14 protein-coding genes are annotated in these 16,198 nt (G+C 40.4%); 6 read left to right on the top strand and 8 right to left on the bottom strand.

Features of this window, described 5'->3' with window-relative positions; genetic code table 11:
- Window positions 1-114: 114 nt before the first annotated feature.
- From PAUR_RS00730 to PAUR_RS00740, 3 genes are read left to right on the top strand one after another with little or no spacing between them, the layout of a single operon-like run.
- On the top strand, window positions 115-978 hold the full coding sequence (locus tag PAUR_RS00730; protein WP_192505930.1) for a DMT family transporter: 864 nt from the start codon (window positions 115-117) through the stop codon (window positions 976-978).
- On the top strand, window positions 978-1,682 hold the full coding sequence (locus PAUR_RS00735) for a glycerophosphodiester phosphodiesterase (protein WP_192505931.1): 705 nt from the start codon (window positions 978-980) through the stop codon (window positions 1,680-1,682). The genes PAUR_RS00730 and PAUR_RS00735 overlap by 1 nt, the downstream gene beginning before the upstream one ends.
- A gap of 60 nt (window positions 1,683-1,742) precedes the next feature.
- Window positions 1,743-2,948, top strand: coding sequence for a methyl-accepting chemotaxis protein (locus PAUR_RS00740; protein WP_225738235.1), 1,206 nt, complete (start codon window positions 1,743-1,745; stop codon window positions 2,946-2,948).
- 14 nt (window positions 2,949-2,962) lie between these two features.
- Here the strand turns inward: PAUR_RS00740 and epmA are convergent, their stop codons facing one another.
- Window positions 2,963-3,937, bottom strand: coding sequence for an elongation factor P--(R)-beta-lysine ligase (gene epmA, locus PAUR_RS00745; RefSeq protein ID WP_192505933.1), 975 nt, complete (start codon window positions 3,935-3,937; stop codon window positions 2,963-2,965).
- A 70-nt stretch (window positions 3,938-4,007) separates the two neighbouring features.
- On the bottom strand, window positions 4,008-4,574 hold the full coding sequence (gene efp / locus PAUR_RS00750) for an elongation factor P (RefSeq protein WP_192505934.1): 567 nt from the start codon (window positions 4,572-4,574) through the stop codon (window positions 4,008-4,010).
- Window positions 4,575-4,615: 41 nt separating this feature from the next.
- On the opposite strand from efp, the gene epmB reads away from it, so the two are divergent.
- The gene (gene epmB / locus PAUR_RS00755; RefSeq protein WP_192505935.1) at window positions 4,616-5,629 is read left to right on the top strand and encodes an EF-P beta-lysylation protein EpmB; all 1,014 of its coding nucleotides are present in this window, start codon (window positions 4,616-4,618) and stop codon (window positions 5,627-5,629) included.
- A 9-nt stretch (window positions 5,630-5,638) separates the two neighbouring features.
- Here epmB and PAUR_RS00760 read toward each other — a convergent pair whose 3' ends face one another.
- Complete coding sequence (locus PAUR_RS00760; RefSeq protein ID WP_192505936.1) at window positions 5,639-5,848, bottom strand: hypothetical protein; 210 nt, start codon at window positions 5,846-5,848, stop codon at window positions 5,639-5,641.
- Between the two features lie 72 nt (window positions 5,849-5,920).
- Between PAUR_RS00760 and PAUR_RS00765 the strand changes: the two genes are divergently transcribed.
- Entirely contained in the window at window positions 5,921-6,214 is a 294-nt protein-coding gene (locus tag PAUR_RS00765) for a prephenate dehydrogenase (protein WP_192505937.1), read from the top strand.
- Window positions 6,215-6,389: 175 nt separating this feature from the next.
- Entirely contained in the window at window positions 6,390-9,557 is a 3,168-nt protein-coding gene (locus PAUR_RS00770) for an HD domain-containing phosphohydrolase (protein ID WP_192505938.1), read from the top strand.
- A 63-nt stretch (window positions 9,558-9,620) separates the two neighbouring features.
- Here PAUR_RS00770 and PAUR_RS00775 read toward each other — a convergent pair whose 3' ends face one another.
- The 5 genes from PAUR_RS00775 to PAUR_RS00795 form a co-directional block, all read right to left on the bottom strand.
- On the bottom strand, window positions 9,621-10,109 hold the full coding sequence (locus PAUR_RS00775; RefSeq protein ID WP_192505939.1) for a DUF3016 domain-containing protein: 489 nt from the start codon (window positions 10,107-10,109) through the stop codon (window positions 9,621-9,623).
- A gap of 660 nt (window positions 10,110-10,769) precedes the next feature.
- Window positions 10,770-13,838: an efflux RND transporter permease subunit gene (locus PAUR_RS00780; RefSeq protein ID WP_192505940.1), complete on the bottom strand. Its 3,069-nt coding sequence runs from the start codon at window positions 13,836-13,838 to the stop codon at window positions 10,770-10,772.
- Window positions 13,838-14,908: an efflux RND transporter periplasmic adaptor subunit gene (locus PAUR_RS00785; RefSeq protein ID WP_192505941.1), complete on the bottom strand. Its 1,071-nt coding sequence runs from the start codon at window positions 14,906-14,908 to the stop codon at window positions 13,838-13,840. Before PAUR_RS00785 ends, PAUR_RS00780 begins: the two co-directional genes overlap by 1 nt.
- Window positions 14,909-14,917: 9 nt before the next feature.
- Window positions 14,918-15,619, bottom strand: coding sequence for a DUF3313 family protein (locus PAUR_RS00790; protein WP_192505942.1), 702 nt, complete (start codon window positions 15,617-15,619; stop codon window positions 14,918-14,920).
- 294 nt (window positions 15,620-15,913) lie between these two features.
- The gene (locus PAUR_RS00795) at window positions 15,914-16,114 is read right to left on the bottom strand and encodes a hypothetical protein (protein WP_192505943.1); all 201 of its coding nucleotides are present in this window, start codon (window positions 16,112-16,114) and stop codon (window positions 15,914-15,916) included.
- Between the last annotated feature and the right edge of the window lie 84 nt (window positions 16,115-16,198).

Raw genomic sequence — 16,198 nt, forward strand, 5'->3', positions numbered from 1 at the left:
CCAACTTTTTATTAAGATTCAAAGAGTCAGTAACATATCAAAAATAACATAAAACGTTTAGTGACAATGGTCACCTAGTTCGTAATAATCTAAATAAAAATAGACAGACTGGTTATGCGCCCAGAACAAACATCCCTACTTTATTTGCACACAGCAGTACTTTTATTTGGTGGTACGGCATTATTTTCAAAATTAATTAACCTATCCGCACTCGATATCACTGTATACCGAACCGCTGTTGCTTTTATAGCCCTCACAGCCTTATTAATCGTACAACGTAAACGCATTAAGCTTAAAAGCAACCAGGATTATCTCGTCGCCATCTTGTTGGGTGTAGTTGTTGGCCTGCATTGGCTCACCTATTTTGCAGGTATGCAAATGGCGGGAATAACCATTGGCATTATTGCCTTTTTTACCTACCCTGTAATCACCGTCTTTTTAGAACCCCTGTTTACCAAGAAACAAATTCTGAAAAAAGATATTGTGTGTGCCATTGTCGTATTAAGTGGTATTTACCTGCTAGTACCAGAAGCCAGTTTAGGGAACCAGATTACATTAGGTATCGTAACAGGCGTCAGTTCAGGCGCACTATTTTCACTGCGGAACTTACTACAAAAACGCTATTTTTCTCATTATGGTGGCCCACAAACTATGCTATATCAAACGCTAGTCGCCAGCGTCATGTTATGCGCTTTTGTGAGTGTGCCCCCAGTCGAGCTCGAACAGATCGACTTATATTTAATTTTATTAGCGGGCGTAGTCTTTACGGCACTACCGCACGCTCTTTTTTCTAGTAGTTTACGCCATTTGTCTGCAACAACCGCTGGGTTGATTTCTTGTTTACAGCCCTTGTATGCAACGCTTTTGGCCTTTATTCTATTACTAGAAACTCCCAGTGTTGCAACTTTAATTGGTGGCTTACTTGTTGTTAGCACTGCTTTTTTTGAAACTTGGTCTGTTACAAGGAAAAAAGTATAATGCATATTATTGCTCATCGCGGTGCCAGTGGCAATTACCCAGAAAATACTCTATGTGCAATTGAGGCTGCTTTACAAGCCAATGTTGATGGTATCGAATTAGATGTACAAAGTTGCCAAGATAATTACGCCATTATTCATGACACTTGGTTAGATAGAACCACTTCAGGTCAAGGGAAGGTTAATACAACTTCGCTCGAAACAATTCAATCATATGACGCAGGTATGGGTGAAGCAGTCCCAAGTTTACAGCAAGTACTCAGCACCATAAGCACCAGAACAATTATCAATTTAGAACTCAAACATACCTTTGAGCTAAACAAATTTGTATCATGCATTGAGCGTAACATTAGCGATGGCACATTAACACGTTCCCAACTTCTCATATCCTCCTTTGACCATCATCAATTATTGTGGTTAAAGCGGCAACTGCCTTGGGTTAAAATTGGAGCACTGACAGCTTCAATCCCATTACAGTATGCACAATTTGCTCAACAGTTAAATGCCTATAGTATTCATATTGATAAAAACTTTATTAATCATGAGTTTGTTCACGATGCAAAACAAAGAGGTCTAAAAGTCTATGTGTATACTGTCGATAAGCAACAAGATATCGAAGATATGCTCCATCTCGGTGTCGACGGTATTTTCAGTAATTATCCTTGTTATGCGAAAATGATTTTAGCGCGTTCAATGAATAAATAATCCACACTGTTCTATAATAAAAGAAAATGGCACAGTGAAGAGCCTAAAATGAGTCTATATATGAGTATATATAATCAAATCGAACAATCTTTTTTCTTTACTTTATCTCGCAAGATATTTGGCAACCTCAGTTTCGTCTTTTCTTTTCAGATCTTCACTTTGTTTTGGTTGTACCATGAAATCAATGATAATGACCAAGCATTAAACTGGTTTTGGATAATGGCATTTGGTGCTGTTGCTGGCTTTATTTTCACCTTATTCTATATGCGGTTTTTAATCGTTCGTCCTGTTCGAGCCATGCGAGACACACTTCAACAAATAAACCGTCAAGAGGGTAACCTCAATGCAAAATTACCGCACTTTACCTATGATGAATTTAGAGAGCTGAGCGAGCAATACAATACCTTCACCCATAACTTGAGCCAATTACTTGCCACTACATACGAAAGTGCTCAAACCGCAGCGAGCAGTAATCAAGATGTCACACATTCAATGGAACACACTGCCAAATTTGGTGCCCAACAAATACAGAACAGTGACTCCATTATTGCTGCCAGCGATCAGGTGACCCATAGCCTACAAAGTATTGTTGGAAATACAGATCAGGTTTATCAGGCGAATACTGAAAGTTTAAAATTCGTCAAAACATCGTCAAATTCACTGGCTGCACTGGTCGGTGAAGTAAAGCAAATTACCACGTTACTCGGTAAATTTTCTACAACGGTCTCAGGGTTAAAAGAAAATAGTGAGAACATTCGTAGCATTTTAAAAATGGTTGAAGAGTTTTCAGATCAGACTAATTTATTAGCTCTAAATGCTGCTATTGAAGCAGCGCGTGCCGGCGAAGCTGGACGAGGGTTTGCCGTGGTTGCCGACGAAGTGAGAACATTATCAGTCAAAGTAAATGAAGCGACTCGGCAAATTAGTGACTTCATCAATCAAATGAATACTCTAGTAGGGGAAACAAACCAAGAGTCGGAGCAACTGATCAACCACTCTCAAGGAGCTGAGCAAGCGATCAGTAAAACGTCTCAAGGCTTTACTGATATGAGCCGTGAATTTGAACGGAATCAGGCACAATTAGAAGATATTGTTAGTGCGGTACACCAACTGGAAGCAACACAAAATCGCACTCATCAAACCGTGCAGAAAATTGTTGAGCTAGGCCAACAATCAAAGGCACAAATAGATGATGCAGTCACGCAGTGCCAACAAGCACAATTACGTACTGAAGCAACGCAAAATGAATTAGAACGCTTTGTATAGCATTTGATATCGCGCTAAGCACGCGCTATATCAAATGCGATGACTTCTTTAATTGATGCTTTCTTCGTTGCAAGCATGACTAACCTATCAATACCCAATGCCACTCCAGAACAACGCGGTAGTCCATGTGTTAATGCTGCCAAAAAGCGTTTATCAATATCAACAGGTGTTAACCCCATTTCATTTCTTAATTTATTGTCTTGTTCAAAACGGGCCGTTTGCTCTGTTGCATCCGTAAGTTCATTAAAACCATTCGCCAGTTCCATTCCCTGATAGTAAAGTTCAAAACGCCCGGCGACCCTAGGATCCTCAGTACATAACTGCGCCAACGCAGCTTGCGACGCAGGAAAGTGATATACAAAGCAAGGAGCTCTTTGACCTATATTGGGCTCTATCTCCATGCAAAACAGTAGCTGTAATAGAGTATCTAAATTCGTTTCAGTATCAGCTATATCAGCATAACCATACTTTACTGCTATCGATTTCAACTCATCTAAGTTCACCGATAATGGGTCTATACCTATAATATCCAAAAACACTTGTTGGTAAGAAATCGACGTACATGGCTGACAATTAAGAATGTGTATCATCAGGTCATTGATCTCTGCCATCAAAGTAAACTCGTCGAAGTCTGGGCGATACCACTCCAACATCGTAAACTCAGGATTATGGTGTTTACCCGACTCCTCATTGCGAAATGCTTTGCCTATTTGATAAATAGCCCCACTGCCTGCGGCAAGCAACCGTTTCATAGCAAACTCAGGAGATGTTTGTAAATACAGAGGCAATCCGGTGCTATTTCCCGGCCCAACAAACTCCGTGGTAAAAGTCGCCAAATGAACATCGGTTACGCTGGCAGCACATAAGCTTGGCGTCTCAACCTCCATCACGGATCGTACGTTAAAAAACGCACGAATTTTTCCGAGTATTTTGGCTCGTTCCTGTAGTGTTTGAATTTCACAACTCGGGGCCCACATATTATCAGACATGATGTTTCCTTTATTTACGTGCATAAAAAATCCCAGCCAAAGCTAGGATTTTTATCATTAATATCGTGTATTACTTAACACGACCTTGATATTCATTAGTACGCGTATCAACTTTAATGACTTCGCCAATTTGCACAAACAAAGGCACTCGTACTACGGCACCTGTAGAAAGTGTCGCTGGCTTGCCACCCGTTCCGGCAGTGTCACCTTTTAGACCTGGGTCTGTTTCTGTAATTTCTAGTTCAACAAAATTGGGGGGAGTGACTGCAATTGGGCTGCCATTCCACAATGTAATGGTACATACATCATTTTCTACGAGCCACTTTACATTCTCACCAACGGCTTTTTCATCCGCAGCAATTTGCTCAAATGTGTCGTTGTTCATGAAGTGCCAAAACTCACCATCTGTATATAGATAAGCTAATTCTGTATCCATCACATCAGCACCTTCCACTGAATCACCAGATTTAAAGGTTTTTTCTAATACCTTACCAGAGATCAATTTACGGATCTTAACACGGTTAAACGCCTGACCTTTGCCTGGTTTAACCATTTCATTTTCTAAGATGGCACATGGTTCACCATCTAACATAATTTTTAAGCCGCCCTTGAACTCGTTGGTGCTATAATTCGCCATCGTATCCTCTAACTGTCTTTTTCGAGTAAGTAAACTTGCTAATGATACAAACAAATGAAGTAAATTTGCAGAGCAACTGGCAAAAAGAATTGGCAAATGTGATCACAAACCCTAAATCACTAGTAAAAATGCTGGGTTTAGAGGCACATTTTAATGCAAATGACTTGGAAGCTAGGTCCTTATTTCCAGTTCGAGTTCCTTTACCCTTTATCAAAAAGATGCGCTATGGTGATCCTAGTGATCCTCTATTGCTACAAGTGATGCCTCTACATAAGGAGTTTTTAACCAAGGCTGGTTTTAATAAAGATCCTTTAGAGGAGCAACAAAGTGCCCAACCAGGATTGTTGCACAAGTATCGCTCTCGTCTTTTACTGATGTTAAAAACGGGTTGCGCTGTAAATTGTCGCTATTGTTTCAGACGGCATTTCCCTTACCAAGAGAATCAGCTCAATAAGCGAACCCTGCTCGAATGCATTGATTACCTTAAAGCACACCCTGAAATAAATGAAGTGATTCTCAGTGGTGGTGATCCGCTTATGGCCAAAGATGACACAATTGATTGGCTATTAAATGAGCTGGAACAACTTCCCCAATTAAAACGCATCCGAATTCACAGTCGGTTACCCGTGGTAATACCGAGTCGAATAACATCTCAGCTTTGTACACGCCTCGCTGCTAGCCCCTTAAAAGTGATCTTCGTTAACCATATTAATCACGCGAATGAAATTGACGATGACTTTATCGACGCGATGACAATGCTCAAAGCCGCAAACGTCACTTTATTAAACCAAGCTGTATTACTAAAAGGTATAAATGACTCAAGTGACATACAAGTCGCATTAAGTGAACGATTATTTGAAGCGCATATTTTACCGTACTATCTACATGTATTAGATAAAGTTGAAGGTGCCAGCCATTTTGATATTGAGCAAGCCCATGCGCGAGAGATAATGGCGGGCATGCTTGAAGAATTACCCGGATTTCTAATGCCTAAGCTTGTGAGAGAAATCGGTGGCAAAACAAGTAAGACACCGATTGATTTACAGCTACAGTAACTTCATTGTTTACACATATGTATTAATGTTATTACCTAACGTTGCTGTGGTTGATTTTGCGGGGATTTGTGCGCTAGCACTTGACCCTGCGGCTTCAATCAAAGCAAGGGCAGCTTTACCATCTGCTTGCTGTTGCTTTTTGGCCAGAGAAGCGCTGTAAACTTCGCCACTAGGGCCTGCTCCAGACATCGCAGGAAGGTTATTTCCAGAAATATTCATTGGCATATACCTGACTTTTTAAGTGAATCCACGTAGACTATCGGCCGTTTAAGCAACAACTTTAGGAAAAATATGCACGCTGTTATTGAAAAACTCAATGAAAATTTAAAAGTGGTTTATCGTCAAGCACTTGATGCAGACAAAAAATTAGATGAGTTGCAGCAGCAAGGTCACGGTAAATTTAAAGCTTTATTCACTGAAGAAGCCGGCTTTACTTTTGAAGCGAAGCGATTTAAGCCTTATGTGTTAGATGTTGCCGCCGATGTTGAAGCATTAAGTCATCACGAAGAACTTGATCAACACAAGCTCACCCTTGCGGTCACTAAATTACAAAACTTATTAAAGCTGCTTGCTACGTTTAAATAGTCATTGTTAGTCGCTTAATACCGTAAAAGGCCGCTAGGCCTTTTCATCTTCCTTCCCAGTTACGCAAAACCCCGCTAAAAAGATTCCGTTAACAACTTCAAGTGTTTATTGGTAATCATTAAATATCCATCTACGCTATGTGAGGTATATCAATTTATATTTTCACGGAAGGACTATGCAACGTCGTAAGCATTGGCGCTTCTCTGTACGGATCACGGTCGTCACATTATTTGCCGTGGTCTGTAGCATTGTTGCCGCCCTCACAGTTACACTGCAGTACTACAACAGTATTGCCCAGTTAGAGCAGCAAACCGTTCAGCAGTTTGATCTATTTGCCACGAGCGCAAAGCAAACAATTCATCAAAATGATTTAGCGGCAAGTAGAATGGTTGATATGTTGGCACTCACACCCAATATAGAACGGCTAAATGACTCACAAAAATTACGCCTTCTCGCAGAACTCATCGCTACTAACCCTGCAGTGGAGGGTATCTACTTTGCAAACGACAGTGGGAGCTTTTTCGAGGTCATTAATCTCAAAAATAAAACCCTAAAACAAAGTTATCGGGCCTTAGAAAACGATGCCTGGGTGATCATGCACATTGATGGGCTACGTAGTCCAAATCAGCGTAAACTGTCATTTTTTAATACCGAATTCGAATTGAGCTCAACACGTATTGAACCAACAAATTATAACCCCACTAAACGCCCTTGGTATATTAATGCTAAAAACGTAAGTCAGCGAAGCACGCCTTATTTATTTCAATATACCCAAATACCCGGTGTTACTTACTTTAGAAAGTTGCTCAACCAAAACGGTGTTATTGGCCTTGATATTCCTCTTCATGCTTTAGCTGGTAGCCTAGAGCGCCAAGTCAAAGGGTTTGCTGGTGAAGCCTATTTGATAAAACCACAAGGGGACATCATCGCCACCAATCGATTAAATAATAAAGCGCAAATGACGCCCATGCCCCCGATGCAACTCACTCACCAGCAAAAAGAGATTATCGCACGTCATTCGCCATTAACCCTCTCTAATGAAACGGATTGGTTTCCAGTTGATTATGCCGTTACGGGTGAACCAAACGGCTATGCGGTAGAAGTTATGAGACAAGTTGCTGCATTACTGCAGCTAGATGTTAAATTTATCAACGGTTATAGCTGGCCTGAATTCATTCATCGCTTTAAACAAGGCAATATCCACGCTTTAAACGCCACGTTTGATAATCCAGAAAATCAGCAACTCGGTATAGTGAGTAACCCTTATGGTAATCTAAAATTTGCTTTAATTTGGCCCAACAACGCTATAGATATTACTTCTATTGCACAGCTAGGTGGTAAAACATTGGCAGTTGCTGAAGGTTGGTCCGTTATTCAACAGATTAAAGATGCTTACCCTACCATAGAGATCCTTGAAGTTAACACGACCATCGATGTAGTTAACGCAGTGCTAAATGGTCAAGCGAATGTCGGTATTGAAAGTGATATAATCGTACGTAACTTACTCAATGAATATGCGCTTAGCGGCCTCAAGGTCAGTAATGCATTTTCATTTGCTCAGGCAAATGTGAAATCTTCCATTCACTTACTACTTTCACACAACAAAGCAGAATTGATGCCACTCATTAATTTAGCGATTGCTCATCTCAGTCCTGACTATTTAGCTCGACTCGATGAAAAGTGGCTTAATGAAGAAGCGAATAGTCATGAAATTGGTCGAATTGTACCTTACTTATCTTATATCAATACGATGCAAAGCACACAATTTGGCGCATTGCACCACTTTATCCATCAAGGTAAGAAGAAATTAATCTATGTTGATATGCTTAAAAGTGCGATGTCATCAGAGCAATTGATTGTTTTTGTTATCGATCAACAAACTTTATTTGCACCAGTCTATCATAGTGTCACCACCAGCAGCCTCATTACTCTGCTCGTTGTTACGATGTTATTACCACTGACTTGGTTGTGTGCATCGCCTATTGTTAAACCCATTACTGAGTTACTTGAAATGACTCACTTTATTCGAGCTCATGATTATTCTCAGGTTAAAGTGATCCCCAGTAAAGTCATCGAAGTAACGAGACTCTCATTGGCAATGAAGCGTATGGCTGATGAACTCAAACGTCATGAATACGCGCAGCGCAATTTAATTGATTCTATCATTAAGTTGATAGCGCAAGCTATTGACGAAAAATCACGATATACCGCTGGACATTGTAAACGAGTGCCTGAATTAGGTGAAATGTTGGCCCAAGCTGCGTGTGATAGCCATGCTAAACCCTTTAAGCACTTCTGTTTTAATAATGCGCAACAATGGAGAGAATTTAAAACTGCAGCTTGGCTACATGACTGTGGAAAAATAACCACGCCAGAGCATATCGTAGATAAAGGATCAAAACTTGAATGTATTTATAATCGTATTCATGAAATTAGAATGCGCTTTGAGGTGCTATATCGCGATGCGGAAATAAAATACCTTACCTTATCAGCAAAAGACCCTGAACATTCCACTAACTATGCACACCAAAAAGCACAAGCACAACAACAGCTATTTGACGACTTCGCTTTTATCGCGAACGCCAATATTGGCAGTGAGTTTATGTGTGACGCTGACAAGGCAAAAATACACGCATTGGCCGCACAAACTTGGGTGCGTCATTTTGATGATAGTCTAGGCCTAGCACCATTAGAAGCACTTCGCTATCAACGATCCTCCCCCTCAAAACTCCCTGCGGTAGAGTCATTATTAGCAAATAAGAACATACATATCGTCGAACGACTTGAACCTTATCAGTGTGCTGAACATTTTAATATTAAAATGTCGGTTCCTGATAACCTGGCCAATAGAGGGGAAATATATAATCTGTGTATATCTCGGGGTACACTTACTGCTGAAGATAGGTTTAAAATCAATGAACATATTATAAGCACCATAAAAATACTCGATAGCGTACCGTTTCCTCCTGAATTGGCCAATGTGCCACGTATCGCTTCAACGCATCATGAAACAATGCGAGGCGATGGTTACCCTCGGCAACTGTCCGCAGAGGATCTCTCTATACCCGAGCGGATCTTAGCCTTAGCTGACATCTTTGAAGCACTAACAGCGGCCGATAGACCATACAAAAAAGCCAAACCTCTAAGCGTGGCACTGAAAATACTGCATACCATGGCTATCCAGCGACATATTGATATTGATGTATTTGAGTTGTTTATTACCAGTGGAGTGTATCTAGATTACGCACGTCAATTCTTACCGCCAGAACAAATTGACGATGTCGACATTAATGCACTACTGACGATTAACGAGCACGACCAAAAAAGCGCTCGCTTCAATTAGCCCCACAAAATGCAAAAGTGATAGAGACTCAGCTCTATCACTTTCAAAAAACACGTGTACATATCAGGATTGTTGGATATATGATTCAATATCCTCTTTAAACCATTCTGTTATTAATCGTTTATCAAAGTACAATACTTCGTCTCGACCAATACGAACTCTGTCCATAAAACCCATATCTTTAATCACTTTGGATTCAGCTTGAGTAAGCACCTCACCCGCTTTATTGGTTAACTTGTAAGTTAACTTCATGCGAGGAAAATGAATCGACTTTATAACCCGGATATCATGCATGTTAAAACGTACATCGCCTGCAAGGTCGATATCTTCAAATGTCATATTTAATTTATACCCTTGCGGTAAGCGCGTGACGAGCTTATTTACATGCTTATCTAGTTGCCTTTGCACACGTTTATGGAATGCACCTTTTGTTTCATTTGCCGGTCTGACATCTCTATAGTCATTGAAATCTAACCACTTTATTGACACTTCACCCGCACTTACAAAAAGTGGAAAGCAAGTCATTAATATCACTAAACATAGTTTGTTCATCTCTTTCTCCTATTAAGCTAACACAGTCAGTTTGCCCAAATTTTACTGAACGAAAACTTAACTTTTTGTGCTTTTACTTAGCTTTACTTGCGTTTACATGTTCATCGTATGTGTAAACGCAAATATTACCTTACCATAAAATAGACAGCGTAAAGTTTGAAAAATATTCACACGTCACACATTTAAATATTCCAATAAATTGCCGCCTGTATTAAGGGCTGTTGATCTTTGCTGTTCTATTTTTTGTTCTCTTTGAGCATGCTTTTATCGCGGCGCTTAATATGTGGCCTAGTAATCTAAGCGAATATTAAGCAACAAAGAGAAAGGGGTGCTCAAAAGAACCGGTAGGCAGCGTTTGATTGGCTTTTCTACTATGTTATCGGCTGACTCACATGGAATAACCATGCTACGCAGCCTCTGCCTTGTATAAAAGCCAATCAAACTGCTGCAAAAATGAACCTAAAAGATCAACAGCCCCTAGTGAATGACAGAGCGTCACCGTTATACCATCAACTAAATCTAGCGCACCACATTGAATAGATAATACCTTTTTTAATAAGAGTAATTACAGTAAGTTAAATACGAAGTATGAGCACTGATACAGAAAAAATGAGCGCTTTGCGCTCATTTTTTATTAAAATTACATCAAGAATACAATCACTACCCCGGCTTATGAGGTAGCCTGAAAAACAGTGCGTACAATACGGGGATAACACCAAGCGTCAATAGTGTTGAAAACAATAGCCCCCCCATAATACTCAATGCCATCGGCTCCCACATTTCCCCTCCACCTAAATAAAGAGGAACCAGGCCTAATACCGTTGTGGCAGTCGTCAATAAAATAGGCCTCATACGCGCCTGTGCTGCATTAACGATGGCCTCTATGGGTGAATCTGGTAACTCATCCAATTCAATCTTAATCCGCTCTAACAACACAATCGCGTTATTAATAACGATACCAGCGAGAGAAATAACCCCTAACAATGTCATAAAGCCAAAGAAAGATTGGCCAATCAACAACCCTGCAACAACACCTATGAACCCAAGTGGTATGGTGGCTAACACCATTGCCGATTTGCGAAGTGAATTAAATTGACCGATTAGCAATATAACAATAATTAGAACTGCAATTGGTAGCTTATCTGCGATGGATTGATTTGCTTTCCCCGATGACTCAGCTTCACCACCTAGCGCATAATCATAGCCAAACGGCCACTGTTGCTTTTGCTCATCTAGCCAAGGAGTAATTGCAGCAAACCCTTCGCTTGCCGTGATCCCTTCAACTTGTGCACCTACGACCACTGACTTTAATCTATCACGACGGAATATCTGCGCGTTTTCCCATACCACATGAATATCGGCAACTTGCTTAAGCGGAACCGAGTTTCCAGATGATTGTGAATAAACAACCATCGCCTCAAGTTTGCTAATATCTTGTCTATCTGCTGCAATTGAGCGCAAAGTAACGGGAATGATATCATCCCCTTCTCGATACTGCGTTAGCTCTAAACCACTTAAGCCGGTTTGCAGTGATGTCGCAATATCTTTACTTGATACACCCGCTCTGCGTGCTCTTGTTTGATTAATATCAATCTGTAGTTTTTTTATCGGCATCCCCCAGTCATCGCTAATTGACTTCAAACCAGCTGTTTGTCGCATTTTATCTTTTAACTGGGCAACAATTTGCATTACTTCCGCGGTATCACTACCAGACACTCTAAATTCAACAGGGTTTGCGATAGGCGCGCCATTTTCAATTTTCCGCTGCTTCAGTAATAAATCAGGGTGACGTGCTAGCGCATAGCCTTCAATGTTCGCCATCATTTCATCGATGATTTTATAAGAAGTCACTGACACTATCATCAGAGCGTAATTTGAACTTGTTGACTCTGGTGTGTGTGTTAACAAAAAGCGAGGACCACCATTACCGATATAACTTACCCATTTAGTGACACCTACTGGTTGCTTTTCATTCACTTGCAGTTGCGATTGTAAATAACCTTCCATATCAGAAACCAATGCTTCAGTCGTCTGCAACCGTGTACCTACAGGCAATTCCAGCTCAACTTTGAAGTAAGCGCGATCTGAGGGAGGGAAAAAAACATTTGGAATTAACTTCAACCCTTGAATGGCCAACAATAGCATGCCAATGCAAACGGCAACTGTTAGCCACCTAAACTTCAGTAGCGTATATAGAATACGCCTGTAACTACTATAAATCCCCCCCGCGTATGGGTTAACATCTTGTTTAATATTCACTTTGGTAAAATAGACACACAGCATCGGGATCATCGTCATCGCCAATAACCAAGAGCACAGTAAAGTGATCGTCACAACTTTAAAGAGTGAGGCTGTATATTCACCCGTTGATGATTCAGCAAGAAAGATTGGCAAGAATGCCGCACCGGTAGTCAGTGAAGAGACCAACAAAGGGACTTTTAATTCGTTGGCAGAATCCACAGCAGCATCTATGGCTCGCTTGCCTTTTTCCATTTGAACCATGATATTTTCTGACATAACAATGCCATTATCTACCAACATTCCCAGCGCGATGATCAATGCAGCCAACGATATTTGATCAATCGAGATATCAAAGAACGACATCACTAATATGCCAAATACCATACTCATGGGGATCAAGCTAGCAACAATCAAACCAGTACGAAAACCTAAGCTAAACAACATAACTAAGGTCACAACTAAAATAGCTTGAAATAAGTTGGAGACAAAATCATTGACTTTTTGTTCCACCTCTTGTGGCAGGAAAGACAACAGCTTAAACTCAACCCCTATTGGGTAAACCCCCTCTAAATAGCGTATACTTTCAAGAACTTGTTCACCTAACGCTAGATTGTTTCCACCTGCCCGCATTGAGATAGCCAATGTGAGTCCAGAGTCTGTTCCTACCCGTACTTTGCTTTTCGCCGGATCAACATAATCTCGGTACACCTTAGCGATATCAGCCAAAGAAATAACTTGATCACTGCCTGGAATATTTATAATCGTTTGTGCGATATCTTCTATGGACTCAAAATTACCACTTGGTTCAAGGGCTAACGTTTCATCATCAATATACAATGACCCACCTGGATTAACGATATTTCTCGCCGACAATTGGTCTTTTAACTGATTTGCCGATAACCCAAGGGCCGCCAATCTAGTATTTTCAAACTCTATAAATACACGTTGCTCTTGCGTACCGTAAATATCAACCTTTGCCGCCTCTGGTAGGCGTAAAAAAGCATCTCTGACTTGCTCAGCCACTTCTTCCATTTCTCGATAACTGTATCCTTCGGCCGTTAAACCTATCACGATGCCAAAGACGTCCCCAAACTCATCATTTACGATAGGTGTTTGCGCTCCATTGGGTAAATCTCCTTCAATACTTTGAATTTTTCGTCGTAGGTTATCCCAAATAGGCCGCATATCCTTGTAGCTTTCTTTGATATTCACACTAACAATTGACACACCCGTTTTTGAAGTACTGGTAATAAAGTCTAACTCGGGGATTTGTTGCGCCACCTTTTCAATTTGATCAGTGACCAGCTCTTCAACACGCTGTGGACTCGCACCAGGAAATTGCGTAACCACTTGTGCAGTACGAATGATAAAACCAGGGTCATAATCTTTTGGCATGTTATTAAAAGCCGATAAGCCAAATAGTAACAATGCGGCAAAAATAACCCACGCAGTTCGGTTATTCTCTAATGCTAAACGCGTTATATTCACTATACACCCTCACTGAATTTTACAATTTGCCCTTGCGTTACTTTACTCATACCTGCAGTAACTACATGCACACCTTCCGTCAAACCGGAAATTACCGTAAATCCAAATGGTGTAATATCACCAACATTTATAGGTGTTTTAACTACTTTTCCTTTACCTTGCTCAACACTTGTTACTGTCCAAACAAAGTTACCGCTGCTATCTTTTAATACCGTTTTAATTGGCACATAAATTTTGTTTTTCTGACCTTTTCGTACACTGGCCATGACTCGAGCTGTCATGCCTGGGAGCACGTTATAGCCTGCAGGAGGAAGCATACTCAATGTCACCTCATAGGTTTTAGTCACATCATCGGCTTGTGTACTTACTTCAACAAAACTCAACGGAAACTGTTTCCCAGGTATCGCAGCAAACTCAGCAAATATTTGTGCTGGCGTTTCTTTTGATACTCTCACCATCATACTTTCTGGCACATTAATTTTTAGGTTAATACGCTCGATATCCTGTAACGTTGCGATTGTTTGCTTCGCCTGCACCTCTTCAAATTTTTCTATATGTGTTCGTGCCACCACCCCACTAAACGAGGCATGCAACATCGTATAGTCCAAATTATTATTCGCTGTTGCCAGCTTACTTTTTGCACTGGCAAACTGTGCTTTTAGCTGATCATAATCCGCCTGAGAAATAGTACCCGAAGTTATGAGCTGCTTTGCCCGCCCAAAATCAGCTTCAGCTTTATCAAATGCTGCTTGAGCTTCATCTAAGGCTAATTTATAGTTGGTATCGTCCAACTGAGCAATCACGTCGCCTTTTTGAACCTCCTCTCCTTGTTTGAACAATAAAGAGATAACTTCTCCCGCGACTTTAAAAGATAAGTCAGCCGTATTTGCCGCATCCACCACTGCAGGAAACTCTTGCAGAGGACCATCATGATGAACAGCCACAGTCATCACTCGCACAGGTCTAAGTACCGGTTCGTCACTCTGTTGAGTCACTTGCTCACTGCATGCGCTGACCATTGCTAATAAAATGCCGGAAAACAACACGTGCTTAGTTCGTTTATAATTCATATTGGGCTCCTAGTTTTGCGCCATTTTATTTTTTGTCATACTGCTAACAAAGTTGTTAACCCAAATATCCAATATAGCTTTCACCGCTTGGACATTTTCTTCGCCATTCGCTTTAATGACCGCTTCAAGTTGCTTGCTGGCCGTCATCATAAATACAGGTTCAATTTGCTCAGCAATATAGAAAGCTGACTCTAAAGATACTGAAGTAACCACTTCGGTTTGCTCTGTCGCAGCTAAGTACGCGCTTTTACCAGCGTTGTAAACAAGCTTAACGGGAACAAAATCTCGCACATCTAACGATGTTTCTTGAAAATCAATATTCGTAAAGGCACCTTTTACAACCAATGTATTCTCGCTAAGTACCGACGGTTTAACAGTAACGACTTGGTAATATGGTGACAGCTTCTTTTGCAACTGAGATTGCATATAATGACTTAACTTAATTATATGAGATTGATTAATCGATAAAAATTCTGCGTTATCATTCGCGTTTAGCCACACTTCAAACTTCGGCAAGTAGATGGTTTTGATTTGCTGCATTCGCGCTTTATTCAGTTGAGGCGAACGGTACATTAACACATCAGGGTATTCTTCATTTGGTTTAAGTAATTGATAATCTTCTAAGAACCCCGTTTGTGTGTGTTGCACTGAACTACACGCACTAACCAACAAGCCAAAAAGAATGATACATATCATACGAATGAGAGGCATATAAAAGCTCCATTTAGAACACTTAATAACAATTGCACTATAAAAACATCAATTAGCTTATCCATACATGACGTAAATGTACGTATTTGCAAATAAATGTAACCTAGTCGATTAAATTGCAAGTATAGAGATAAGGTAGAAAAAAAGAGACGAGAAGTCTATGAGTATATTTAGTATGGGTTGAGTATGTACTGCAAATTGATCCCCAGTGTGATCGTGTGTTTACCTTCGAGTATTACCACTTTTATTACCAAAAAGCAGCTCTATTGAGCTGCCCAAACCTTAGTAAATGAATTAACAGATACCTGTAATATTACACACTTGATCAGGCCCTGGTGCCGAAAAGCAATCAGCTGAACAAGCTTGTGATTCAACTGGACAGCGATAAGATTGGTAACTGCTACCACCAGCTATATTCGGTGTCATATGATCTGCAATTGCAGTGCTATCTTTGGTCAAGGTTTTTAATTGCGTTTTTTTTAGTTTGATATTCATTTGTTATTCCTTTTATTTTTCCTTGGATATAAATATTTTCATATCCCCCAATTCAAAATTACAGATAAAAGGAACAAAAAACAA

Source organism: Pseudoalteromonas aurantia 208 (assembly GCF_014858725.1).
GTDB classification, from domain to species: Bacteria; Pseudomonadota; Gammaproteobacteria; order Enterobacterales; family Alteromonadaceae; genus Pseudoalteromonas; species Pseudoalteromonas aurantia.

Bases quoted from the DNA above. Each gene is read 5' to 3' on its own strand.
- PAUR_RS00790 (WP_192505942.1), bottom strand. From the start codon at position 15,619: ATGCCTCTCATTCGTATGATATGTATCATTCTTTTTGGCTTGTTGGTT.
- PAUR_RS00770 (WP_192505938.1), top strand. From the start codon at position 6,390: ATGCAACGTCGTAAGCATTGGCGCTTCTCTGTACGGATCACGGTCGTC.
- PAUR_RS00740 (WP_225738235.1), top strand. From the start codon at position 1,743: ATGAGTATATATAATCAAATCGAACAATCTTTTTTCTTTACTTTATCT.
- PAUR_RS00775 (WP_192505939.1), bottom strand. From the start codon at position 10,109: ATGAACAAACTATGTTTAGTGATATTAATGACTTGCTTTCCACTTTTT.
- PAUR_RS00795 (WP_192505943.1), bottom strand. From the start codon at position 16,114: ATGAATATCAAACTAAAAAAAACGCAATTAAAAACCTTGACCAAAGAT.
- epmB (WP_192505935.1), top strand. From the start codon at position 4,616: ATGATACAAACAAATGAAGTAAATTTGCAGAGCAACTGGCAAAAAGAA.
- PAUR_RS00735 (WP_192505931.1), top strand. From the start codon at position 978: ATGCATATTATTGCTCATCGCGGTGCCAGTGGCAATTACCCAGAAAAT.
- PAUR_RS00730 (WP_192505930.1), top strand. From the start codon at position 115: ATGCGCCCAGAACAAACATCCCTACTTTATTTGCACACAGCAGTACTT.
- PAUR_RS00765 (WP_192505937.1), top strand. From the start codon at position 5,921: ATGCACGCTGTTATTGAAAAACTCAATGAAAATTTAAAAGTGGTTTAT.
- PAUR_RS00785 (WP_192505941.1), bottom strand. From the start codon at position 14,908: ATGAATTATAAACGAACTAAGCACGTGTTGTTTTCCGGCATTTTATTA.
- efp (WP_192505934.1), bottom strand. From the start codon at position 4,574: ATGGCGAATTATAGCACCAACGAGTTCAAGGGCGGCTTAAAAATTATG.
- epmA (WP_192505933.1), bottom strand. From the start codon at position 3,937: ATGTCTGATAATATGTGGGCCCCGAGTTGTGAAATTCAAACACTACAG.
- PAUR_RS00760 (WP_192505936.1), bottom strand. From the start codon at position 5,848: ATGAATATTTCTGGAAATAACCTTCCTGCGATGTCTGGAGCAGGCCCT.